This is a genomic window from Glutamicibacter sp. 2E12 (genome assembly GCF_050030965.1).
In the GTDB taxonomy this organism is placed as follows: Bacteria; Actinomycetota; Actinomycetes; order Actinomycetales; family Micrococcaceae; genus Glutamicibacter.
Genome location: NZ_CP188297.1, coordinates 1583121 through 1604741, shown reverse-complemented (window position 1 = coordinate 1604741; position 21621 = coordinate 1583121). Strand labels below are relative to the sequence as shown.

Here is a 21621-nt window from a genome sequence, read left to right as displayed (position 1 = left end):
TGCGCCCAGCTATTGCAAACGCTCGGACCTAGCCCACATAATGGTTTCACAACACAGAAGATAATTTCCATATTATGGAAATACGAAATCGTGAAGGAGGGTCGCAATGACCGCTATCAACCCAAGCAAGATCAACTGCACACCGGAGGACCAGCGCCTCATTGCCACCACCGACGCCTTGCGCACCGGACTGTTCCAGCCCATCGAGAACCTGGATCCGGATATTGCCCGCCAGCCGCGGATCACCCGCGAGGCTCCCTCGCTGTGGAGCCGCCTGTTCGGCCAGCACCCGGGACGCTAGGCGTCCACCCAAGACCACGCAGAGGCCAACCCCTGAGGCGTCGGGACCTGGCCTCTGCGTTTTTTTAATTCCAGCTGCAGCGCCTCGCGCCAGCCCGGCTAGTCCTCGCCGAATCCCATGAAGTCGGCCGCAGCGGTGCTTGGCGCCGCCAGCATGCCGACCATGGAATCGACCAGGAAGTAGCCCAGCGATTCCCAGTTGCCCTGCTGCTTGCCTTCATTGACCGTGCGCTCGTACTGCGCGCACAGCCCCAGGAACATCGGACCGAGAATCAGCGCACGCGACCTGACCACGACCTCCGGAATGCCCTCGAATTCCTTGCGAGCACGTCCTGGGCCCGCCACGCTCAGCACCTCGTCGCGCAGGCTGTCGCCCACAATCGCCGGCAGTCCTGGATGCAGCCGTGCCTGGTAGAGGAATTGCGCCCGCCAGGAGGGCCGCGGCAGCGCGTCAAAGGAATAGATCCAGGGAAGGGTTCGCACGGTGACCACCTCGCGCAGACTCGCCTCCGGTCCGCCAGCAAGGGATGGCAGGCGATTGCGGCAGCTGCGCATGTCGTCCAGCGCCCGCTGGAGCATGGCCTGCAACAGGTCCTCGCGGCTCCCGAAATGGTATTTGATCGCCGAATGGTTGGCAGTACCGGCATGCTCGGTAATTTTCCGATTCGATACGGCGTCTATGCCGTGGCTCGCGAAGAGCTCTTCTGCCGCATCGAGCAAGACCTCCCGCGCCTTATCGCCGTGTCGGCTCACCATTCCCGCCTTTCCTCGCATCATCTCGTCCCGGCGTCCAGGAAGTGAACCTCGGCACAGTTGCTGACAATTTTACGCCACATGGCGTAAATTAGTTGTCAGTATTCAACTAAAGACCTTGGCGGGTTGCCTCGCACCCCGCTGCAGACCGAGAATCCAAGGAGCATGCGCAGTTGAGCAACGACGCCGCAGTCACTGAAAACCCGCCGCCCTCCCGCAGGGCCAAGCACGAGAAGCAGCCTCTTTCCGAGCAGGAAGCGGCCGCCAAACGCGCCAAGGCCGAAAAGATCGGCAGGACTGTCGCAGTCTTCATCATGCCATTGATGATCGTGGGCATGATGATCTGGGGCTACCTGGGAGCCATGCACCACCAGTCAGCCGCGAACATGCCGGTGGCCATTTCGGCCACCAGCAGCGCAGCGGCCGGTGACTTTGCCCGGGCGCTGGAGGACAGCAATGCTGAGGCCGTGGACCTGCGCATCGTGGACTCGGCCCGCGAAGCCCGCGAGCTGGTCTACGACCGCGAAGTCACCGCTGCGGTGGACCTCGATGGCGATACGGCCACGCTGTACACCGCCAGCGGCGCCGGCATGTCAGCCACCTCGGCCATCACGGCCGTGCTCACGCCGGTCATCATGGAGCAGTCGCTGGAACTGGCTTCCCAGGATCTGGTGCCGCTTCCGGAGAACGACTCCATGGGCATGGGCGCCATGCTGCTGGCCACCGCGATGATCACTGCCGGCTACATGCCTTGGTCGATGGCCTTCTCGAACTCCCCGGAACTGCTCAAGCGCCGCCGCGCGCTGCCGCTGCTGGGCGGATGGTCGATCCTGCTCTCCGGGCTGGGCATCCTCGTCGGCGGCCCGATCCTGGGCGTCATTCCTGCCGCGAGCATCCTGCCCGCGTGGTCGACCCTGGCCTTGGGCGTCTTCGCCGTGGGCGCCGGGCAGCTGCTGCTGACCCGCATATTCGGCGCCATGGCCGTCATCCCCGGAATGTTCCTGTTCATGGTGCTGGGCCAGCCGGCCTCCAATATGGGCATGTCGGTCTACACCCTGCCGAAGATCTTCCCGTTCCTGCACCAGTTCCTGCCGATGCCGGCCCTGGGCGAAGCCATGCGCTCGGTGCTGTACTTCAACGGCGACGGAGCGGCCCGGCATATCCTGATTCTCGCCGGCGGTGCCGTCGCGGCGCTGCTGCTGGTCGCCCTGCTCGATGCCCTGCGCATCGCCAAGGGCAAGAGCGATATCCCCACCCAGATCAATGTCGCTTCCCTGCATGGCGGCCCGCGCCCCAAGAACAAGGCGTGGCGCTACATCACCTTGGCCGCGCTGCCCTTCGGCATGATCGCCATCATGCTCAGCTCGATGCTCGGCGCCATGCAGACCCCGGTGCCACGCGACATGCCGGTAGCCGTCGTGGGCTCCTCCGTGGAGCAGGCCCAGCAGACCGTGGATTCGCTGAACGAATCCATGGAGGGCATGTTCGAGTTAACCGCCATGGACAATGCCGCTGACGCCCGGTACCTGGTCGAGTCCCAGGAGCTGACAGGGGCCTTCGTGCTGCCTTCGGAGCAGAGCCCGGAAGCTGCCGTCTATACCGCCCAGGCTTCCGGCAACGCCGCATCGCAGCTGGTGGTCCAGGTGTTCACGCAGATCGGCCAAGCGCAGCAGATGGACGTGGACCACCAGGAGCTGGCCCCGCTTCCGGAGCACGACAATATGGGCACCGTGGCCATGTACCTGGGCATGGGCTGGGTGATGGCAGGCTTCATGGTCATCATGGTCGGCGCCACCGCGGCACCGCACATGGCCCCGCTGCAGAAACTGGTCCCGCTGGTGGCCGTGTACTCGGCCTTCATGTCCGCCGTGCTCTGCCTGATCGCCGGCCCGTTCACCGGGGCAGTGGAGGGCCACTTCGGGCAGCTGTTCAGCGTCGGCATGCTCGCGATTTTCGCGGTGGCCATGCTCACCACGGTATTCAACCGCCTGCTGGGCATGGTCTGCCTGGTCCCGACCATGCTGATCGTGATGTTCCTGGGCGTCCCCGCCTCCAATGGCGGGCTGTCCATCTACATGGAACCGCGCATCTTCACCATCCTGCACGACATCCTGCCGATGCCGGCTGCCGTCGAAGCAATCCGCGCGATCGTCTACTTCGACGGGGTCGGGCTCGGCTCCCACCTGGTGGTCCTGGCCATTTGGGCCTTGGCCTGCCTGGCCGTGACCATGGTCATCGACCAGCTCAAGCCGGTGCAGACCTCCAGCCACCCGGTTTCCGCCGAGGAGCTCGCCGCGCTGCAAGGCCGGGCGCTTGATGCCAAGGCGAGCGAAGCCGCGGCATCCGCCGACGCCATCGACGCTGAAGCCGGGGACTTGGCAGACGCCGAAGCCGCGGCCGGCGAAAGCGGCACTGGAGACCGGGAGAAGGACGCGGTCAGCGTCTAATCAGTCCTTCTCCCCTGCAGATGCGGGCCGGTTCATGGATGTGAACTGGCCCGCATTTTTGGTGTCCCCTAGCGATCGATCTTGGCTACGGTGAGCAGCACGCTGGAATCCTGCGTGGCGCTGATTTTCAGCCTCCCCTCGGGAAGCACAATGAGATCCTGGCTGCGCCCCTCCCACTGGTTGCCCATGGATGAAACGGTGACCCTGCCCTGGAGGACCAGCAGTGTCGCTTCGCCGGGATTCACATGTTCTTGCAGCTCGGTGCCGGCCGTGAGCCCAATGACGGTTTGGCGCAGGGTGTGCTCATGTCCGCCGAAAACCGTGCTGGCAGCTCGGCCATTGGTTGCATCCGCGGCTTCCCTCAGCTGGGTTCGGGCGATGGCGGCCAGCGAAAACTTCTTCATCAAATCCCTGCATCTCATCTCTCGGGCTGGATACTCCGGGCCGATTAGCCTGTGCTGCTACAAGACTGTCCCCGCACCGGGGCAAAGGTCAAGGAAAGCGCGGGGACTACTTCAGTACCAATTGAGCCAGCACCGGCAAGGCAATGACCGACAGGACGCAGGTGATGACGATGGCCACCGCGGTCGGCTCGCCATCCCCGGTGTCGTTCTGGGCCATGATGTAGGCGGTCGCGCTGACCGGCATGGCCGCCATGAGCACCGCGGCATTGAACCAGATGCGCTCCAGATCCGGGGCGAAAACGAGCAGCATGGCCACCGTCAGCAATGGCATTGCCACGAGTTTGCCCAGCACCATGGCCGCGATGGAGGTTCTCGCCCGACTGGCGGCAGCCGCAGTGCCATCCGGAGCAACCGGTGCATGCCTCCTGGCACGTGAACGGTCCATGGTCCGCTTCAGCGACATGCCGATGACGAAGAGCGCTCCCGGGGCGGCCGCGGCGGATATCAGGTCGACGGTGTCGTCCACCGGCCGCGGCACGGGCACACCGAGGATTGCTACCGTGCCGCCAAGGGCCATGGCCCAGGTGACCGGGCTGCAAGCCAGGGCATTGCGGATGGTCCGGGCGATACGCGCTGCGCTTGCCGGATGCTGGCCTCCTTTGCCGTTGGACAGGAGAATTTGGGCAAGGATGGGGAATCCGACCATGAAGATGATGTTGTGGACCAGTTGCCCCATGCCCGCGGCGAACCCGGCTTCTGTGCCCATGACGCCGAGGATAATCGGGATTCCCAAGTACGACACGTTGCCGAAGCTGGTGGTGAGCATGCCGGCGAGCGCCCGCGCCCGGTTTGCGCGCAGCAGATAGCGGAAAGCCAGCCAGCTGAGCAGGGCGAAAAGCAGCGCGGAGACAATGCTGATCCACAGGAATGCGAGCGGCACGCCTTCACTGATATCCGCCCGGGCTACCACCTTGTAGAGCAGCGCCGGCAAGGCGACATAGAAGACGAACACATTCAGTGCCGGTTCCACGCTGGCCGGGAATTTGGGTGCATGGCTGGCGCCGTAGCCGATGAGCATGACGAAGAACAGCGGCAGCACGCCATAGAGCACGTCGAGGAACACAAGCCTCCTTAGGGGATGTTCGGCCGGGGTTGCGGGGACCGAGCACTTCAAGGTTAGTTGCTTGCCAGGCTGATCCGGGAAATGCGCTCGGGGGCGCTTCGCAACATGCAGGTGAAAACTGGGGTTTGGCGGCGCAAATTCCTAGGATGAGACCACGCGCCTCGTCCCATCACTGTTGAGCTTTCTGCAAGGAGAATTGATGTCCCACGCATCTGGAGTCCCGCATGCCCCGCGCACGATTGCCATCACCGGCGCAGGATCAGGCATTGGCCGCGCCACCGCCCGCCTGCTGCTGGCGCAGGGATGGAATGTGGTGCTCGCCGGGCGCACCGCGGCTAACCTGCATGAGACGGCGCAAGGCCACGGTTCCGCCTTGGTGGTTCCCACGGATGTTAGTGATCCGCAGGCTGTGGAACACCTGTTTGCCGAAGCGGCGCAGCGTTTCGGCACGGTCAATGCGCTGTTCAATAATGCCGGGATTTTCGGTCCCTCGGCAGCCATCGATGAGCTGAGTCCGGCCCAGTGGGATGAGGTTTGCCGGATCAACCTCACCGGGGCCATCAACGCGGCCCGCACGGCCTTTGCCCATTTCAAGGCCAACGACGGGGGACGCATCATCAACAATGGATCGATTTCAGCGCAGGTTCCGCGCGTGAACTCCGTTGCCTATACCGTCACCAAGCACGGCATCGCCGGCTTGACCAAATGCCTTGAACTTGATGGACGGGAGCACCGGATCAGGGCCACGCAGCTCGATATCGGCAACACCGCCAGTGACCTGCTCGATGATTTCGGTGCCACCCAGGGTGCCTTGCAACCGGGCGGCCAGCGGCTCGTCGAGCCGACATTCCCGCTGGTCCAAGCCGCTGAGGCCGTTGCGTACATCGCCGGGGTTCCGCTCGGTACCTCCATCAACCAATTCACCATCACCGCTGGCGGAATGCCCTACATCGGGCGAGGCTAGGCCGCAGGCAACCGGAGGAAGGAATCGGCGTGCAAGTCGATGCTCCGGTTGCGTGCGGCAATGCTCCGCGCCATCAGATCATCATGGGATTCTGGTTGCGCTACACGGCAAGAACCTGCCAGAACTGCGCCAGCGGCGGCAAGGAAACGCCTTTCAGTCACATGCCACGCTTTGACTCCGCCGGCATGAGCGCGAAACTGGCAAGCGTTCGCAGCTGCTGTGCTGGTTCTTCCCCTGCCGTACTAAAGGCCTAGAAGAATTCCGCCAGCAGCGCTTCGAGCTTCGCAAAAGCGGAATTCCATGCCTTGGTGCTGGATTCGAGAACCTCATAAGGCAATGGGGTTTGGGTCAGCGTCAGCATCGTCTGCCCGGCGAATTCCTTGAATTCGATACGGGTTTCGATCACGAGGTCCAAGGTCATTTCGTGCGGGCCGTCGGCACTGACCAGGCATTCGTACTCGTCGAAAGACGTCAGGACCGCCTTGAGCGGCACCTTGGCATCCGGGTTATCAGCCTGCACCATATTCAGCTCATGCCGGCCGCCGACCTTGGCTTCGAATACGACGGAATCTTCCTCGACAAGCCAGCCATCGGGACCCCACCACTGGGCGATGATTTCCGGCTCGACGAAGGCAGCCCAAACGGCGTTCTTCGGTGCGGAAAATTGCCGGGCGACTACGAGTTCAGTCATCGATTCCATAAGGTCAATATTATCGCGGCCCGCCATCAGGTTCACCCGCAGGGGCAACTACCCCTGCGGACGGCGAGGCTCCATGCGGCTCGCGGTGTACAGCGTTTGCTCATCCGGCGAGGTTCCGGCAGCTTCATGGGCGCGCATGACCTTCATTGCGCGGTCCCATTTGATGCGTTCGCGAGGGCTGGCGAGGACACGGCGCTCGGCCGGACCGAAGATGGACAATCCCAAGTACTTCAGACGCCAGAATATGCGGTAGCCGACGCTTAGTCCGGTGGTATCGGAAATGATCGGCAGGGGTGATTCATCCATGATCGTCGTCCTCTTCGGTCATTGGGTTTGCGAGTACTGGCACTTCAATCATACGTCATTAGTTGGTGCACCAACTAAATGGGGTTCTAGCTTTTCGGAGCGTTCGAACCTGCAGCAATAATGCGGTCCAGGATGCCGCGCAGCTCCAGCACATCCTTGTCGGTCAGGGCAAGCCGGGCCATCATTTCGCGCGGCACCTCCACCGCTTCAGCACGCAGCGCGGCACCCTTCTCGGTGGGCTGAATGATGACGGCCCGCTCATCGTCCGGGTTCTTCGTCTTTGCCACCAAACCGGCAGTTTCGAGGCGCTTGACCAACGGGGAAAGCGTTCCCGGATCCAGGTGCAGATGCCCGCTGAGGGCACGGGCGCTGATCGGCCCCAAGTCCCAAAGGGCCAGCATCACCAGGTACTGGGGATGCGTCAGCCCCAGCGGATCCAGCACGGGCTTGTATGCCGAGATCACCGAGCGCGAGGCTACGGCCAGGCCGAAGCACACCTGCTTTTCCAGCTTGAGAAGATCTTCGTCGCGAAGAATAGCACTGTCCACGTTGTCGCAAGCTCCTTGAAAGATGCCTAATACCACTGCATTGATCGTACCGCGGTCGAGAATACCGTGCCCGGGCCGAAAGCTGCCCCGGGTCGCAGCGCCAATTCCAGTTGCGTTCGAATCGGTGGCGCAAGTAGTCAAAGCGGGCCACAGTGAATAGCCTTGGCATATGAGCAATCTTGAGCACCGGCCTGAGGAGATCGGCTGCAGTGCAGTGCGTTCCCAGGCAGAGGTTGAAATCCTGGAACCACGCGAAGTGCCCTTGGGCGGTCCGCGGGCAATGACGGTCTTCCGGACACTGCCGCAAAAGCAGCGCAGCCTGATCGGCGCTTGGTGCTTCCTGGACCATTACGGTCCTGACGATGTCGCAGTCACCGGCGGGATGAACGTGCCTCGTCACCCGCACACCGGACTGCAGACTGTCTCTTGGCTCTTCACCGGAGAGATCAACCATATGGATTCGGCCGGGTTCAAGGCGACCGTGCGACCCGGCGAGGTCAATCTGATGACCGCCGGGCACGGAATCAGCCATTCGGAGATCCTCACCGAAGACACCACCATCCTTCACGGCGCCCAGTTATGGACCGCGCTGCCGGATCATGCACGGGATATGGAACATACTTTTGAGAACTACCGCCCGGAAGCGCTCACCGCTCCCGGCTGGTCGCTGTCGGTCTTCCTTGGCACCTACGGGGTGTCGGGCAAGTCGTCCACCTCCCCGGTGAAGACGCACACCGAGCTCGGTGGCGCCGAACTGCGCCTTGAACCGAACACCGAGATCGAAGTGGTTGTCCCCGGGCACCATGAGCACGGGATCCTCCTGGACTCCGGCAATCTTGAAGTCAACGGCCATGAACTCGCTCCACGCGATCTCGGGTTCGTGCGTGCGGGATGCACGACCCTGCGCCTGAAGTCCGGGGACCAGCCGGTTCTGGCGCTGCTCATCGGCGGAGAGCCGCTGAAGGAAGACATCCTGATGTGGTGGAACTTCGTAGGCCGCACCCATGAGGAAGTCCTCGCGTTCCGCGCGCAATGGCAGGCCGAGATCGGGGCCGAGCCCGGGGATGCCTCCGAGGATCGCTTCGGGCCTTTCCCGCCTAATACTCCGGCAGCCTTGCCGGCTCCAGCACTTCCCACCGTTCGCCTGCGCCCGCGCGTGAACCCCGCCTAACCAGTAAGGAACTCCCAATGAGCGACATCAGACCAGTATTCCTGCCCGAGCGCCAGCGCTTCGCCCTCGACGATGACGGCAAGATCATCGGAGCGGCGCACTACCGCGATTTTGATGGGGCCCAAGGCGTCGAGCGGATCTTCTTCCACACCACCGTGGATGAGGAATACGGCGGACAGGGCCTAGCCAGCGTCATGGTGAAATTCGCGCTGGAGAACACCATCGCCAGCGGTGCCAGGATCGTTCCGGTCTGCCCGTACGTGAAGGCCTACGTTGCCAAGCACACCGAGTATGCGCAGCATATCGTGGAACCGGACAAGGACCACCTGGGCATCCTGCCGCGCGGCTAAACCGGAGATCTCAGGGGTTCATCTTGAGGCCGCGTGCGGCCAGCTCGTCGCGGAGGATGCGGATGGCTTTCGGGCCGACGCCGTGCAGCGCGAGCAGCGCCGCGGTGCCGGCTTGCCCCGCCTGCTCGAGACTGGTGATGCCGGCCTGCTCGAAAGCCCTGGCGGCGGGGTTGCTCGTCTTGGGAAGCTCTGTGTCCATGATCCCAGCGTAGTCAGGCTGCTGGCTGCGCAACAGGTTTGGTGCGCGGCGAGATCGCGATCAGGACCAGAATCAGCAAGAGGCTGAAGCTGAAGACCGAGATGAACTCCATCCCGGTGGCGGCCATCGCGAAGATGACGCCACCGATGGCGGTGGTTCCGGCGTTGCCCAGGGAGTCGGCCACGGTCATTGCCGATGAGTTGAATCCCTGTTCATCCTTGGCAGACAGGGCCAGCATGTTCACGTTTTGCCGCGGGAAGATCATCCCCATGCCGAAGCCGCCCACGGCCCATCCGCAGACCAGCACGAGGACCGGCGGATGGAAGATCGCGGTGGCCAATGCGGTTGAAATCGCTACGCTGCCGGCGATCGCACCCACGGTGATGCAGGTGGAGGATTCCACCTTATCCCCCAGCTTTCCTTGCAGCCATGAACCCACCGACCAGCACAATGCCGAGGCCGTCAGGATCAGGCCCGCCCGGTCGGGACCCAGCTGGTAATCCTCGCGCAGCAGGTACGGCAGATAGACTTCCACGCCGAAGAAGGCCCCGGCCACGAAGATGCGGGTCATGATGGTGGACGGCAGCCCCTTGGCCAAGCTGAACGTGCCCTTGGGCAGCAGCGGGCGAATCGCCGCAAGGGCTACCGCCAATGCCAAGACCAGTCCCAGAAGGGACCAGCTGCCCTGCGCATTGCCGAGCAAGTTCATGCAGATGACAGCCAGTCCAGCCAGGCCGGCCAGCATCAGCCGCTTCTTGGAAATCGGCCCCAGGTCCGGATTGCGCTGGGAGCTCAGCGACTTCAACGCCGGCACGATCCCGCAGAACGCGAGAACCACCAGCACCGCCACGCCGGAGAACACCCAGCGCCAACCGAGGTGCACGGCCATCAAGCCGGCCAGCCAGGGGCCGATCATCGCCGGGACCACCCAGGCGGTAGCGAACAGGGCGAAGATCTTGGAATGCAGATGCGCAGGATACGCGCGGGCAATGAGCACGTAGATGGCGACGGTGATCGCGCCACCGCCAATTCCCTGCAAGATGCGCCCGGCAATCAGGACCTGCATGTTCTCGGCTGAACCGCAGATCAGCAGCCCAATGCAGAAAACGGCCACGGCGATGGACAGCGGGTGCTTGGGCCCCCACCGGTCGGTGACTTCTCCGGCGGCAACCATCCCCAGCATCCCGCTGGCGATTGGCGCGGCAAAGGCCAGGGCGAAGTAGCGTTCGCCCTCCAGCAGCTCGCTGACCAGTGGCATTACCGTGGTCACGGCCATGGATTCGAAAGCGACCAGGAAGACGAGCACGAACATGCCAAGGGTGGTGGCAAGATACTGCGGAGCATAGATCGTTGACTCGGCGCGCTCGGCTGATTGGCTGCTGCGGTTCAGGGGCATGCATCCATGATCTCAGGTTTCCCCTAGCCGCCGATCACGTGCAGGCTGAAGGCCGCCAGGAAGCCCGAGGTCACCAGCAACCCTGTGTAGTCGAGCTCCACCTTGTAGGCTTCCGGAATCATGGTGTCGGCGATCATCGTCAAGATGCCTCCGGCAGCGACCGCGGTGGCGAAGGCCAGCACTTCACCGGGCATGGATTCCAGCAGCAGCGCTCCGAGGAAGGCAGCGATGCCGCAGGAAATGGCTATCGATCCCCAGAGCAAAACGATCGAGGACCCCTTGCGCCCGGACGCTTTCATCTGTGCGGTACTCGCCAGCCCCTCGGGGACATTGGAGATGAATATGGCGATGAGCATCGCCGGATTAATGCTCGCGGTGGCGACCACGGAAAGTCCAAGGGCCACGGACTCGGGAATGCCGTCGATGAGTGCACCGACCGCGAGCGCGGTTCCCGATGACTCCTGCTCTCCTGCGCGCTGCGCCTGCCGCTTTGAGGTTCTCCAGGCCAGCAGCCGGTTCGCGCCGAAATACAAGGCAGCGCCCACGATCACGCCGCCCAGCGTCGCAACGAGGCCGCCGGTTTCATAGGCTTCGAGCACCAGCTCGAAGGCCAGTGCGCTGACCAGGACCCCGGCACCGAAGGCCATGATGGCGCTGACCCAGACCTTGGGGATCTTCAGCCACCAGGCCGCGCCAGATCCCAGCAGCAGGGCCGAGCCGGCCACAGTGCCCCACAGCAAAGCCTGCATCGAAGCGAACATGGCACCCACTATAGCCAGCAATTCGCTGGCTTAGTAGGTGCCATATGAGTTCTGACTGGGACTAACCCTCGGTGGACATGTTGTTGAAGCGCGAGTAGTGGCCCTGGAAGGCCACGGTGATGGTCTTGGTCGGACCGGCACGGTGCTTCGCGATAATCACGTCAGCTTCGCCCGGACGGTTTTCCTTGTCGTAGACGTCATCACGGTGCAGCAAAATCACCATGTCGGCGTCCTGCTCAATCGAGCCCGATTCGCGCAGGTCCGAAACCATTGGCTTCTTGTCGGTACGCTGCTCGGAACCACGGTTCAGCTGCGACAGCGCAATCAACGGAACGTCGAGTTCCTTGGCGAGCAGCTTGAGGTTACGCGAGAACTCGGAAACTTCCTGCTGGCGCGATTCCACACGCTTGCCCGAGCTCATCAGCTGCAGGTAGTCCAGGATGATCATGCGCAGCTCGTTGCGCTGCTTGAGGCGACGGCACTTGGCACGGATTTCCATCATGGACATGTTCGGCGAATCATCAATGAACAACGGGGCTTCGTTCAGCCGGCCCATGGTCGTGGCGATCTTGGTCCACTGCGCGTCTTCCACCGAGCCCTTGCGCAGATCCTGGAGCTGGATGGATGCTTCGGCCGAGAGCAGGCGCATCGCAATTTCATTGCGGCCCATTTCCAAGGAGAAGAACACGGTGGCCATATTGTGCTTGATGGCAGCAGAACGGGCGAAGTCCAGCGCGAAGGTTGACTTGCCCACCGCAGGACGGGCGGCGATGATGATCATCTGGCCGCCCTTCAGGCCCTGGGTCAGCTCGTCGAATTCATAGAATCCGGTGGGCACACCGGTAATGCCATCGCCCGCGTTGGCCGCGTTCTCGATTTCATCAACGGTGTCTTCGATGATGTCCGAAAGGCGCACGTAGTCTTCACTGCTGCGGTTCTCGGCCACCTTGTAGACCTCTGCCTGGGCTTCGTTGACGATCGCATCAACTTCACCATCTGGAGAGTAGCCCATCTGGACAATACGCGTTCCGGCGTCAACCAATCGGCGCAGCACGGCGCGTTCGCGCACGATTTCTGCGTAGTACCCGGCGTTGGCTGCAGTTGGAACCTGCTGGATGAGATTGTGAAGGTAGGCGGCGCCACCAATGCGCGAGATCTCGCCGCGCTTGGTCAGCAAGTCGGCTACGGTGACCGCATCGGCTGGTTCGCCACGACCGTAGAGGTCGACAATCGCCTCGTAAATTGATTCGTGGGAGGGACGGTAGAAGTCGGTGCCGCGAATGGATTCAACGACGTCAGCAATGGCGTCCTTGGAGAGCATCATGCCACCGAGGACCGACATCTCGGCCTCGATATCCTGTGGCGGCTTGCGCCCTGCGTCGGAATCTCGTCCTTCGTAAACCGGCTCAGCACTCATTGCAGACACTTCCATCCCCTATTGACCCGCTGGGAAAAATTATCCTTGCCTCATGGCAACGCTTCATCGTGTCAGTCGATACGGACATTTGGATGTCAGGCGCCTGTGGATATTTCTCTCCCGAACCCAACACTAGGGCTGTTATTAACAGGCGTAAACCTCATTATCCACAGAATATGTGGATAACACTCCTCTACCTGTGGAGTTCCCTGTTCACAGTCTGGGGAGAACTCTGTGGATTACCCCACTCTACGTATCATTAATATCTGTTGACTTGGTTGTTTGTATTCGCACACCTGTGGACAGAAACTTAATTCATTGAAGCTCACGCCAACCGGCCCAAGGTTATCAACACCCTTAATCGCCCAGTTCCCGGGGTTTTTCACCCTTTGCACACATTTGCCCATGTCTTGTCCACAGTTTTGTGGATAACCTTGTGGATACTGGTGAATTTACAAAACCCTAAGTCACCGTGGATTAAATTCGCCAGCAAGGCCGGATCTTTCAGTAGTCCACAATCGGCGAGGGTTTCTGCGTTCGGGGGCGGTGGATAACTTAATGTGTGCAACGACTCGGCGGGCGAACCTGGATCAGCGACTGGGCTGCCGGCGCACTCTCGCCACTTCGCGTCCGCGACGCGCGCCAGTGAAGACCCCATAAAGCGCCGGTTTCATTTGTGATGCGCAGCCTTTGCATGGCTCGGAAACCCCATCCGAGGGTTGCCGGCAATTCGCTGCCACTCTGCGTTTATCAAAAGATGGTCGATGCCTACCTGCAGGTTCACGGACTTAACTTTAAGATATGTTGGTAAACCTTTGCCGAACGATCCCCGCTATCAACAGCGCCAAAGTCCAGGCAGCCATCACGGTACCGCCTAGTACGGGGGACAGCGCAACGCCTTCCCGAGCGATTAACATTTGTGATCCCGCGACGTCAGGAAAATACGGCACGAGAATGGAAGTTTCAGGCCAACGCGAAAAAATTGGGGCACCAAAAAGGGAGAAACCAAAGATTACCGCCATGGACAGTATGTTTCCCTGGAACAGTGCAGAAACGCTCATGGCTATGATTGACACCATCGCAAAATAGAGGGCTGCTCCAAACACTGGATAAGACAAGCCATCTTGTATCGGCGATATATCAGGTGAGACCAGAGCCATTGAGAATGCGCTGATGATGGTAGCGAGCAAACCGGAACAGAAAGCTATCGCGCCCACGGTAACAGCTTTGTGCAGTACAAACACCGCGCGTCGCGAAATGATACAGAATGAAGCAGTAGCATGTGGCCCGGTGCAATCCGTGCAGTAGGCCTGTACGCCGAGCACCACGGCTGCTACTTGACCGATACTTACACCGGCGGTTTGGAAATCGTGGGTTTGCAGGTCGTTTCCTACCTCGTTGCTACCCATCATGAGAAGGGAAGCAGCCCAGGCTGATCCGCAAGAGATGACGGCGGTCAGGACGACGATGAACAGTGCAGCACCCATTGTCGATCTACAGGTAAGTATCTTGAAGAGCTCGGAGTACAAAAGGTTTCTTGAATCAGCTATCGACCAGTCGGTCCGCGGCCGATTCTTCTTGGCCGCTTGCCTGGTAGTAGGCTTTGGATAAGTCGGCTCGGCCCCGATGTTTAGCTTAGACGGATGCATTGTGCATGCCCGTGGTTAAAGAGAAATAGGCCTGCTCAAGAGAGGGCTCGGTCCAGCAGATTTCATACATTGGGATGGATGCCTCCGCAGCTAACCGCGCGACCTGTTTTATGTCCACCATCTGTATCAGAGTAGTCTCACTTTCCAGCTCCTTCCATCCAATGTTTAGGCCGTCCAACATTGTCCTCAACCTCTTTGATTCCTCGGAACGTAATATGAAACCTGGCTCGCCGGCGACTCTGTTCAAAGACTTGACGGAGCCCTGGAAAACAATTGCACCGTCTTTGATGACAGCGACCTTATCTACTATGGGCGAAAGTTCACTCATCAAATGGCTCGAAATGAGTACCGTCCGCCCCTCGCTCCTCCATTGATTCACGAGATCCCTAAACCATCTGATGCCCTCAGGATCCAGCCCATTAAGCGGCTCATCGAGGATCAAAATACGCGGGGACGCCACGAAAGCCACACCCAAGGACAGCCTTTGCCGCATTCCCAAGGAAAGATGTTTAATTTTAGTATTTCTGGCTGCCAGCAGGCCGACTTCTTCAAGCACAGCCAAGACCCTAGAGCGTCGAAGCCCAGATGCCAAGGCAGACGCATATAGATGCTCGAACGCGGTCCTGCCCGGGAAAGGTGCAGCGGCATCGATGAGGACACCTACACTTTTAAGGGGCGAAGTCATCCGTGGCACCGGCACACCGTTGAGTAGAGCAGAGCCGGCATCCGGCCGGCAAAGTCCTACCAACATGCGAAGAGTTGTTGTCTTTCCGGAACCGTTGGGTCCAATGAATCCTAGTACCTGACCCGAATCTACATTTAGGTCAACTTCCCGAACGACATTTTTCCCACCGAAACTTTTTGTCAAACCTGATGCGGTGATCATTTTGCCTGGAATTCTGCAGTAGACAGCGGCCCATTGAAAGGTCTCGGAACGTCATCCAGTACCCGCCCGGATTCCAAGACAATTTGCCGATCCAGCAAGTCGAGGATCGGACTTGGGTCATGGGCGGTCATCACGACAGTTCTTCCCCGTTCCTTAGCCAGACGCAGATCGCGGGCAACCAGCTTAACGGTTTCTGCATCCAAACCGTTAAAGGGTTCATCGAGTATGAAAAGAGGACCTTTTTTTAAAGTCGATAGCACGTAACCCATCTTTTTTCTGGTGCCCAAAGAAAGGTTTTTTACCAACGTTTCAAAATCGCTCTGCACACCGAATAAGAGAAGTCTATTTAGTGTTTCTGATACATCCTCACCCCAAATTGAACAAGCAAACCCTACGTTCTCCCTGATGCTTAGATAATCGTATAGGGCGGGGCTGTCTTGAATAAAGACGGCATGGCTTTTCAGAATATTTTGAGACATTTCCTGTTGATTCACAAGAATGCTTCCAGAGGTGGACCTCTCAAGTCCGGAGATAACTTTGAGTAAGGTGCTTTTCCCAGATCCATTATGCCCAAAAATACCGATAAAATCACCCGGTTCGAACGCTGCCGTCACGTCATCTATGGCAAGATTTTCACCGTAACGGACGCTGATGTTTTTTAGGCTAAACATACACTTTGACATCTTCCCTATTGTTTTTGAAAAATAGTGTTACTACAAAGACCACAGTCAAAGCCAGAGGAACCAAGCCAACGAGTCCCTGTAGTGCTGGTGACGGCATAAGTGCGACACACGAAATTACTACGGCAGCACCAGAAGAAATAAGTATTGGTTGTACTAGATCCGCCACGGGTGATCGTTCAATAACGCGCATGGAGTTGGCTTCGGTGAGGGGGGACAGAACCTGCGTCAAAACCGAACTGAGCCCTGCTAAAAGACTGATGGAAGTAGAGATTGCCAAAAGAATCCACATCTGACTTGTCTGGCCTGATGTGAGTAAGACAATTCCGACCACTCCCGGCATTGAAATAATGATTGTAACCATTGCAAAGGAGCAGATTTTCGTAGCCCGCAGATGGCGTGTTGTCAGTGGCATCAAACACAGCATCTGCCAATTGTTTCGTTCAGCCTCGATACTTGAAATCTGCACGGATCCATCGGCCGCGAGGACCATGAATGCCGTTATAAGAGTGCCACTCAGAATCAATGGAGCATCCAGAACAGCCCTGCCATCAAGGGACAGATAAGCCCCGATGCCGGACCCCAAGAGTGCCAGGCCTCCGAGAAAGGTCAGATAGGCCTTTCTGAGCGCGAGCCGATCTTGGCGGAAACAAGCTAATACGTCCTTGGTAATGACGCTGGCAAGCACTCGGAATGCCATGGACCGACGCAGAGCAATGTTTTTGAACATTTTGGACATCGCAAGGGAAACGTGAGATGAGGCTCGTTGGTCATCATCTACTTTAAATCCAGCTTGAGACTCAGGGCCTTTGAGCAGCGACAGCGCCACACCGCCAAGAAGAAGGATCGAAAGGCCGGTTAGAACAATGCAGTATGTTGTTACAGCAACTGGCGAAGTCTGGAAAAGATCTTCCCACCAGTCTGGTCGGGATGACGCGATGATTTCAGCCAATACGGTGTAGCCTGATTCGACTATGTTTCTGGTCTCCGAGAATTGTCTGACGCTGGGTCCAAGCCAAGTACCAAGAAGCATTGCCAGAATGGGCGTCATTATTATGTGTCTGACCGAAATGGTTGACGCCTTGCCCCATCGAGTCAACAACAAAGTTGCTGCCATTCCAATACAATTTCCGCCTACTATGGTGCTCAATAGCACTGCAAAAACAATAGGGAGCATTTCAACCCCTGCGTTGGAAGATGCCAACCACGGGCCAAAGGCTAAGCAGGAGAATAAGCTCATCCCCAGCACTCTGGCCATCATGGGGATCAAGAGGCGGGACCATATCAAATGTCGGCGTAGAACTTCGAAGGAACTCAGCACTGCCGCATCAGTTGGTTCATTAACTGCTCTTGCTGATTCTGGATCTATACTCCCAGCAAGCGCGACAAGAAGAATCACCCACACGAACCACGATATGAGAAGAAACGTGGGCTGTGTGGTGCTGTTTAAAGGGGCAAATCTACCAACTTGAGTGGAAACAGTGAAAACGACTGCTCCGGCAAGAACGATACAGAGGATGATGAGCACAACGCCCGCGATCTGAACCCGGAATGGAAGTGAACGTCCATTCAACATATTAAGTTGCCGTCGCCGATCAGAGACCAGCACTGCGGCAATTATTGGGAATTTTCTGATGCGACGCATAGTCGGTTCTCGTTGTTTCCTACTCGGAACTTCGCTGGGCATTTCCCGAGCTAATGATTTTATCCGCTTTGGCTACCACGAGATAAACGACGGTTATCAGTGCAACCAGGAATAGTGCAGCCAGAATTTTCGACGAGATCGTTGTTGGAAAGAAAACTCCGATAGCGAAGAGGACGGCGCCAATAACTCCGTTAATTCCAATGAGCACTAGATGCCCAATTCCAAGGAACAGCGGCACCAGGGCCAATACTGTAACAATGACTGGAGCTGCGATCCAAGCAATGTTGGCAGGGTCCTGAATAGAGATAACGAAGTCGCGGTTATTATTTGCAACAACTGGACTCAATCGCGACATTTCTTGGATAGCTTCACGGTTTGTATAATATATTGCGGCTCGTCCCCATGCAGTTAGGAAAAGTGCTATCAGCGCTCCGTAAAAAATATTACGAGTTCTATTTTTTTTGATTACGTTATTCATATTTAAAACCCTAATGGTTTTTGTTCAGATGATTTATTATTTTTATAGTACGGAAAAAGCGATCGCAAACAAGGCGGTTGGAACCAGGGGTACGATGAACACTGATTTTCTCGATCCGCCTTCGCGCGCCAGTAGCAGAACTCCACCAAAATAGACCACCAGCACCGAGATATCAGCCTCAAAGAATGAATCCATTATCGTCGGCACGACGACTCCGAAGACTGAGGCTAGGTACCATCCGAGACTTCTGAAAGCTACATACAGACCAACCATTACCGAAATGGAGCGGCGGGTTGTGCGGGTTGTTTCAGCGCCGTCAAGACGCGCATTGAGTCGAGCTGTGAGGAAACCGGCAAATGCAGTTAGTAAAACAAGGATTACGGAGTTTAGCAGGGCGCTGGTGATAAGTGCGGTGACGGCCCCAAGTCGAATTTCAGCAGGCTGTGCTTCAGGTAGCTTCAGCGACACTTCATGTTCGTAGACCCCGACGAACCTGCCCATCAGCATGAAAACACTGACCCCGATCAGAAGCATAGTCAAAGGCCAAGCAAACCTGCTGTTGAGAAGTGAGGTTTTGCTGGAAAGGTCGTTCTGTGTCATAGGAGAGTAACCCAAGTTTCTATAGTTGCGGCTATAACGATCATGAGGAGGGAGATGCAAAGTAGGGAGACCGCATCAAGGATTACGCCCTGTGCGGCCTGAAACAGGTTTTCTCTAGGTTCTTTTCTGCCTCCGAGAGCAGTCCGTAGAAAATAAGCCAGAGGCGAGATCCCTGCTGAAATCGCGATAATAATGGCCGGAAATTCAACTATCCCGTGTGGTCCAACCCCTCGAATAACGCCGAGCAAGCCAGCGAGGTTGACTGCCTGTGCCAGAAAATGGCCAAAAAGCAAGCCCGACGCAAGGGCATACAACACCGTGATGATGCCGAAGGTCAAAATTCCTGCAAAGGCCAGCAGAGCAATGATTGCATTGTTCGATAATATGCTCCACCATAGGGCCCATGAAGGTGATGCCGGAACCAAACCTGAATGACTCTCTTGTTCAAGAGGTACCGTTGCAATACCGGCTGCTACGGCGCCCAGCCACAGCAACGCTCCAATGCATAATGCTAAGCGCTGCCTTGCAAAAAGACCCTTTAAATAATGTGTCATAGGTTCGAAGGCGGACCGACAGCTTGTCGGTCCGCCCATCGTTTCTACTTAACCAGAGCCTTCTTGCCAATAGCGCGGCGGAGCATAGCCAAGGCAGCACCACCGATAACAGTGGCACCACCGAAGAGCGAGACCGCGGTCGCAACATCCATGCCAGCGAGAATTGCTGTTGCCGCTGCCGTTGCATTGGCCGTGGTAAAGCCAAAGAAGGCAACTAGTGCCTCTGGCATTACAGCGGATGCTACCAGAAGGATGGTGAGTGACGCCGTGACTGCCGCAAGTACGATGATCCCTTTTCCTGCCGAGATCGCTTGGACCGTGCTCTTTTCTGAGGTAACGCTTGACATATTTTTCCTTTTGATTGAGGCCCTGTGGAAACACGAAGAATCGCATTTTCACATGCCCTGAGTTATTGCTCCTAACTTCCAAGTTCCATTCGCCAAATGAGATTTGGCGCTGAAAATTGATGCGCAGGAGCTTTGCACGACCGAAGTCAAGATCGACTACAAGATCCGTCTCTGATCAGTCGTAGTTACTATATCAAAGAAACTTACCCACTAGAATAAATATTTTTTTGGAGGTTCAACAACTGGAAGGTGGATTTGACGTTGGTCAGGGAACAAGCCCTCCGGCGGCGCTGCATAAGGCAACGGCTGCCCTTTTTTGGACTTGTTTTCGTCGGTGTCCGCTGCCGAGGAAAACGGCCCATCCGGGTCCAGCAAGACCGCCATATGGTGGTCCGCGTGGTCACGCCACCACACGCTCATGCCGGTGCTGGGGTCCATGCGCAGATGTTCCCAGGAACGCCACAGCGCTTCCAGACGGATCACTGCCTCGTCATATTCCCACCACCGGGCAGCCCAGACCCGCGACCGGCCGTTGATCGCCCGGCGATAGACATTGCGCAGGTACTCACGGACAAACTCATCAACGGAACCGTAGTAAAGGGTTTCCTCCGGTTCAGCCTCGCCCTCGTCGTCTTGGGCTTCTTCGGCTGCCTCGTTGGCCTCCACCTGTTCGGTCACGGCGGCCACGGCCGCCTGGACAGCTCGCTGCCTGAGGGATTCCAAGAGCTCCTCAGTTAGGGCTTCATCAACCGCGGCCGTGGCCACGTTATTGATTTGCTTACGAACCGAGGCCGGTCCAGCGTGCAGCGAGGATCCATGAGCTACCTGCGCGGTTCTGTTCGACAGCCCAGGCGGGTGGCGGATATGGCGAGTTCAAGGTTTCTCGCGACAGATACTTTGATGACGAGGTTATCGCCAAATGCCTGGGGCAGCTGGCCCAAGATGGCAGGCCATGAGATTGCCAGCCATCTTGCCACGTCTTCAGGGTGGCGAGAGAGAACGGGCATTGCCGGTGTCGAGGGCTGCGGGGAACGGCTCAACCCGCCTAACCGGAATTCAAAAAGCTCCGGCCAGATCGATGATTTGATCTGGCCGGAGCTTTGGAAGATGCGAAGCGCTTATACGAGCTCAGGAATCGGCAGCGAATGGAACCGCGAATCATGGAAGATCTGTGGCGAGTGCTCGGAGGTGCGGTGCCCGTGGACTTCCATCAGGACTACCCAGTGATCCCCCGCTTCGACCTCGTTGTAGATCGAAGTCTCCAGCCACAACGTGGAGTCGTTGACGAAGAGCGCGCCCTGATCCGAGGAATAGGTATCGATTCCGCGGAACCGGTCGCCATTTTTCGACGCAATCTGAGCGCAGACACCATCATTGCGTTCGCTCAGCACTGAGACGCCAATGCGGCCAGCTTCGCGCAGCTTTGGCCAAGTGTTCGAGGACTTCTGCACGGCGAACATCACCAGTGCAGGTTCAAGGGAAACTCCCACGGTAAACGATGAAGCGACAATTCCGGTCTTCACGCCATCCAGTTCTGCACAGAGGGCGGCTACCCCTGATGGATGCTGAGCGAAAACCTTGCGCAGGGTCAACGGGTCAAGTTCAAGATTCAATGACATGGCTCGATTCCTTTGGGTCTTGCCCACCGCGCAGTAGCCTGCAAGCATTGGCTTCTCGTTACTCGAAGCCGCTTGGGCTGAAGTTCCGCGCCGTGTGCGGTACTTGTTCCAGCACATTTTGTGTGGAACCGAATCCTCACCTGGAGCACCCCACTACCGTTGAGAGGGTTGCCGATCAGCAAGCCAGGGCTTATAGCTGATGCTCTTGATTCTGTTTAAAACGATATGGCTCATGACGAACAGCCGTCAAACATTTCACTTCGCAAATCGCAATATTCGACGCAATATTCGATCCAAGGCCCCGCCAGAAGTCCTTGGGCAGTC

The 21621-nt window shown here is 58.2% G+C and carries 26 protein-coding genes and 1 riboswitch; of the genes, 5 read left to right on the top strand and 21 right to left on the bottom strand.

Annotated elements, in window-relative coordinates; translation table 11 throughout:
* Positions 1-106: 106 nt before the first annotated feature.
* Entirely contained in the window at positions 107-301 is a 195-nt protein-coding gene (locus ACP3TE_RS07555; protein WP_133833838.1) for a hypothetical protein, read from the top strand.
* A 98-nt stretch (positions 302-399) separates the two neighbouring features.
* Here ACP3TE_RS07555 and ACP3TE_RS07550 read toward each other — a convergent pair whose 3' ends face one another.
* Complete coding sequence (locus ACP3TE_RS07550; RefSeq protein WP_181148786.1) at positions 400-1056, bottom strand: TetR/AcrR family transcriptional regulator; 657 nt, start codon at positions 1054-1056, stop codon at positions 400-402.
* Positions 1057-1226: 170 nt separating this feature from the next.
* Here ACP3TE_RS07550 and ACP3TE_RS07545 point away from each other — a divergent pair, with 170 nt between their 5' ends.
* The gene (locus tag ACP3TE_RS07545) at positions 1227-3500 is read left to right on the top strand and encodes an ABC transporter permease (protein ID WP_332486317.1); all 2274 of its coding nucleotides are present in this window, start codon (positions 1227-1229) and stop codon (positions 3498-3500) included.
* 68 nt (positions 3501-3568) lie between these two features.
* Here the strand turns inward: ACP3TE_RS07545 and ACP3TE_RS07540 are convergent, their stop codons facing one another.
* Complete coding sequence (locus ACP3TE_RS07540) at positions 3569-3904, bottom strand: LuxR family transcriptional regulator (protein WP_133833835.1); 336 nt, start codon at positions 3902-3904, stop codon at positions 3569-3571.
* Between the two features lie 106 nt (positions 3905-4010).
* A complete protein-coding gene (locus ACP3TE_RS07535; RefSeq protein ID WP_105656564.1) occupies positions 4011-5027 on the bottom strand; it encodes an AEC family transporter in 1017 nt (338 codons plus the stop codon).
* Positions 5028-5226: 199 nt separating this feature from the next.
* Between ACP3TE_RS07535 and ACP3TE_RS07530 the strand changes: the two genes are divergently transcribed.
* Complete coding sequence (locus ACP3TE_RS07530; protein WP_105656565.1) at positions 5227-5991, top strand: SDR family oxidoreductase; 765 nt, start codon at positions 5227-5229, stop codon at positions 5989-5991.
* Here the strand turns inward: ACP3TE_RS07530 and ACP3TE_RS07525 are convergent.
* The 4 genes from ACP3TE_RS07525 to ACP3TE_RS07510 form a co-directional block, all read right to left on the bottom strand.
* Entirely contained in the window at positions 5988-6152 is a 165-nt protein-coding gene (locus ACP3TE_RS07525) for a hypothetical protein (protein ID WP_332503211.1), read from the bottom strand. The two genes, ACP3TE_RS07530 and ACP3TE_RS07525, sit on opposite strands and share 4 nt — an antisense overlap.
* Before the next feature lie 89 nt (positions 6153-6241).
* A complete protein-coding gene (locus ACP3TE_RS07520; protein WP_181148787.1) occupies positions 6242-6682 on the bottom strand; it encodes an SRPBCC family protein in 441 nt (146 codons plus the stop codon).
* Positions 6683-6739: 57 nt separating this feature from the next.
* Positions 6740-6997, bottom strand: coding sequence for a hypothetical protein (locus ACP3TE_RS07515; RefSeq protein ID WP_286134083.1), 258 nt, complete (start codon positions 6995-6997; stop codon positions 6740-6742).
* An 86-nt stretch (positions 6998-7083) separates the two neighbouring features.
* The gene (locus ACP3TE_RS07510; RefSeq protein WP_105656568.1) at positions 7084-7545 is read right to left on the bottom strand and encodes a MarR family winged helix-turn-helix transcriptional regulator; all 462 of its coding nucleotides are present in this window, start codon (positions 7543-7545) and stop codon (positions 7084-7086) included.
* Positions 7546-7714: 169 nt separating this feature from the next.
* Here ACP3TE_RS07510 and ACP3TE_RS07505 point away from each other — a divergent pair, with 169 nt between their 5' ends.
* Entirely contained in the window at positions 7715-8716 is a 1002-nt protein-coding gene (locus ACP3TE_RS07505; protein WP_105656569.1) for a pirin family protein, read from the top strand.
* 17 nt (positions 8717-8733) lie between these two features.
* Positions 8734-9066 carry a GNAT family N-acetyltransferase gene (locus tag ACP3TE_RS07500; RefSeq protein ID WP_105656570.1) on the top strand — a complete coding sequence of 111 codons (333 nt, stop codon included), beginning with the start codon at positions 8734-8736 and terminating at the stop codon, positions 9064-9066.
* A 10-nt stretch (positions 9067-9076) separates the two neighbouring features.
* Here the strand turns inward: ACP3TE_RS07500 and ACP3TE_RS07495 are convergent, their stop codons facing one another.
* The 14 genes from ACP3TE_RS07495 to ACP3TE_RS07430 form a co-directional block, all read right to left on the bottom strand.
* A complete protein-coding gene (locus ACP3TE_RS07495) occupies positions 9077-9265 on the bottom strand; it encodes a hypothetical protein (protein WP_105656632.1) in 189 nt (62 codons plus the stop codon).
* Positions 9266-9278: 13 nt separating this feature from the next.
* On the bottom strand, positions 9279-10661 hold the full coding sequence (locus tag ACP3TE_RS07490) for an MFS transporter (protein WP_133833832.1): 1383 nt from the start codon (positions 10659-10661) through the stop codon (positions 9279-9281).
* Between the two features lie 23 nt (positions 10662-10684).
* Positions 10685-11422: a ZIP family metal transporter gene (locus ACP3TE_RS07485; RefSeq protein WP_105656633.1), complete on the bottom strand. Its 738-nt coding sequence runs from the start codon at positions 11420-11422 to the stop codon at positions 10685-10687.
* Between the two features lie 61 nt (positions 11423-11483).
* Positions 11484-12839 carry a replicative DNA helicase gene (gene dnaB / locus ACP3TE_RS07480; protein ID WP_105656572.1) on the bottom strand — a complete coding sequence of 452 codons (1356 nt, stop codon included), beginning with the start codon at positions 12837-12839 and terminating at the stop codon, positions 11484-11486.
* 794 nt (positions 12840-13633) lie between these two features.
* Positions 13634-14326, bottom strand: a complete 693-nt coding sequence (locus ACP3TE_RS07475) for a hypothetical protein (protein ID WP_146112228.1) — start codon at positions 14324-14326, stop codon at positions 13634-13636.
* A gap of 148 nt (positions 14327-14474) precedes the next feature.
* Positions 14475-15374, bottom strand: coding sequence for an ABC transporter ATP-binding protein (locus ACP3TE_RS07470; protein WP_105656574.1), 900 nt, complete (start codon positions 15372-15374; stop codon positions 14475-14477).
* Positions 15371-16045: an ABC transporter ATP-binding protein gene (locus ACP3TE_RS07465; protein WP_181148788.1), complete on the bottom strand. Its 675-nt coding sequence runs from the start codon at positions 16043-16045 to the stop codon at positions 15371-15373. Before ACP3TE_RS07465 ends, ACP3TE_RS07470 begins: the two co-directional genes overlap by 4 nt.
* Entirely contained in the window at positions 16038-17663 is a 1626-nt protein-coding gene (locus tag ACP3TE_RS07460; protein WP_146112229.1) for a hypothetical protein, read from the bottom strand. Before ACP3TE_RS07460 ends, ACP3TE_RS07465 begins: the two co-directional genes overlap by 8 nt.
* Before the next feature lie 55 nt (positions 17664-17718).
* A complete protein-coding gene (locus ACP3TE_RS07455) occupies positions 17719-18177 on the bottom strand; it encodes a hypothetical protein (protein WP_146112230.1) in 459 nt (152 codons plus the stop codon).
* Between the two features lie 42 nt (positions 18178-18219).
* Positions 18220-18777, bottom strand: a complete 558-nt coding sequence (locus ACP3TE_RS07450; RefSeq protein WP_332503204.1) for a hypothetical protein — start codon at positions 18775-18777, stop codon at positions 18220-18222.
* On the bottom strand, positions 18774-19331 hold the full coding sequence (locus tag ACP3TE_RS07445) for a stage II sporulation protein M (RefSeq protein ID WP_181148789.1): 558 nt from the start codon (positions 19329-19331) through the stop codon (positions 18774-18776). Before ACP3TE_RS07445 ends, ACP3TE_RS07450 begins: the two co-directional genes overlap by 4 nt.
* A gap of 44 nt (positions 19332-19375) precedes the next feature.
* Positions 19376-19678: a hypothetical protein gene (locus ACP3TE_RS07440; protein ID WP_105656580.1), complete on the bottom strand. Its 303-nt coding sequence runs from the start codon at positions 19676-19678 to the stop codon at positions 19376-19378.
* 210 nt (positions 19679-19888) lie between these two features.
* Positions 19889-20365, bottom strand: a complete 477-nt coding sequence (locus tag ACP3TE_RS07435) for a DUF4913 domain-containing protein (protein WP_105656634.1) — start codon at positions 20363-20365, stop codon at positions 19889-19891.
* Positions 20366-20796: 431 nt separating this feature from the next.
* Entirely contained in the window at positions 20797-21297 is a 501-nt protein-coding gene (locus tag ACP3TE_RS07430; RefSeq protein WP_105656581.1) for a flavin reductase family protein, read from the bottom strand.
* 94 nt (positions 21298-21391) lie between these two features.
* A riboswitch (SAM riboswitch) is annotated at positions 21392-21508 on the bottom strand.
* Between the last annotated feature and the right edge of the window lie 113 nt (positions 21509-21621).

What these genes read in the sequence shown, in the direction of transcription:
- ACP3TE_RS07555 (WP_133833838.1), top strand. Translation starts at nt 107, where the DNA reads ATGACCGCTATCAACCCAAGCAAGATCAACTGCACACCGGAGGACCAG.
- ACP3TE_RS07550 (WP_181148786.1), bottom strand. Translation starts at nt 1,056, where the DNA reads ATGGTGAGCCGACACGGCGATAAGGCGCGGGAGGTCTTGCTCGATGCG.
- ACP3TE_RS07540 (WP_133833835.1), bottom strand. Translation starts at nt 3,904, where the DNA reads ATGAAGAAGTTTTCGCTGGCCGCCATCGCCCGAACCCAGCTGAGGGAA.
- ACP3TE_RS07530 (WP_105656565.1), top strand. Translation starts at nt 5,227, where the DNA reads ATGTCCCACGCATCTGGAGTCCCGCATGCCCCGCGCACGATTGCCATC.
- ACP3TE_RS07520 (WP_181148787.1), bottom strand. Translation starts at nt 6,682, where the DNA reads ATGACTGAACTCGTAGTCGCCCGGCAATTTTCCGCACCGAAGAACGCC.
- ACP3TE_RS07515 (WP_286134083.1), bottom strand. Translation starts at nt 6,997, where the DNA reads ATGGATGAATCACCCCTGCCGATCATTTCCGATACCACCGGACTAAGC.
- ACP3TE_RS07505 (WP_105656569.1), top strand. Translation starts at nt 7,715, where the DNA reads ATGAGCAATCTTGAGCACCGGCCTGAGGAGATCGGCTGCAGTGCAGTG.
- ACP3TE_RS07500 (WP_105656570.1), top strand. Translation starts at nt 8,734, where the DNA reads ATGAGCGACATCAGACCAGTATTCCTGCCCGAGCGCCAGCGCTTCGCC.
- ACP3TE_RS07495 (WP_105656632.1), bottom strand. Translation starts at nt 9,265, where the DNA reads ATGGACACAGAGCTTCCCAAGACGAGCAACCCCGCCGCCAGGGCTTTC.
- ACP3TE_RS07490 (WP_133833832.1), bottom strand. Translation starts at nt 10,661, where the DNA reads ATGCCCCTGAACCGCAGCAGCCAATCAGCCGAGCGCGCCGAGTCAACG.
- ACP3TE_RS07485 (WP_105656633.1), bottom strand. Translation starts at nt 11,422, where the DNA reads ATGTTCGCTTCGATGCAGGCTTTGCTGTGGGGCACTGTGGCCGGCTCG.
- dnaB (WP_105656572.1), bottom strand. Translation starts at nt 12,839, where the DNA reads ATGAGTGCTGAGCCGGTTTACGAAGGACGAGATTCCGACGCAGGGCGC.
- ACP3TE_RS07475 (WP_146112228.1), bottom strand. Translation starts at nt 14,326, where the DNA reads ATGGGTGCTGCACTGTTCATCGTCGTCCTGACCGCCGTCATCTCTTGC.
- ACP3TE_RS07470 (WP_105656574.1), bottom strand. Translation starts at nt 15,374, where the DNA reads ATGATCACCGCATCAGGTTTGACAAAAAGTTTCGGTGGGAAAAATGTC.
- ACP3TE_RS07465 (WP_181148788.1), bottom strand. Translation starts at nt 16,045, where the DNA reads ATGTTTAGCCTAAAAAACATCAGCGTCCGTTACGGTGAAAATCTTGCC.
- ACP3TE_RS07455 (WP_146112230.1), bottom strand. Translation starts at nt 18,177, where the DNA reads ATGAATAACGTAATCAAAAAAAATAGAACTCGTAATATTTTTTACGGA.
- ACP3TE_RS07450 (WP_332503204.1), bottom strand. Translation starts at nt 18,777, where the DNA reads ATGACACAGAACGACCTTTCCAGCAAAACCTCACTTCTCAACAGCAGG.
- ACP3TE_RS07445 (WP_181148789.1), bottom strand. Translation starts at nt 19,331, where the DNA reads ATGACACATTATTTAAAGGGTCTTTTTGCAAGGCAGCGCTTAGCATTA.
- ACP3TE_RS07440 (WP_105656580.1), bottom strand. Translation starts at nt 19,678, where the DNA reads ATGTCAAGCGTTACCTCAGAAAAGAGCACGGTCCAAGCGATCTCGGCA.
- ACP3TE_RS07430 (WP_105656581.1), bottom strand. Translation starts at nt 21,297, where the DNA reads ATGTCATTGAATCTTGAACTTGACCCGTTGACCCTGCGCAAGGTTTTC.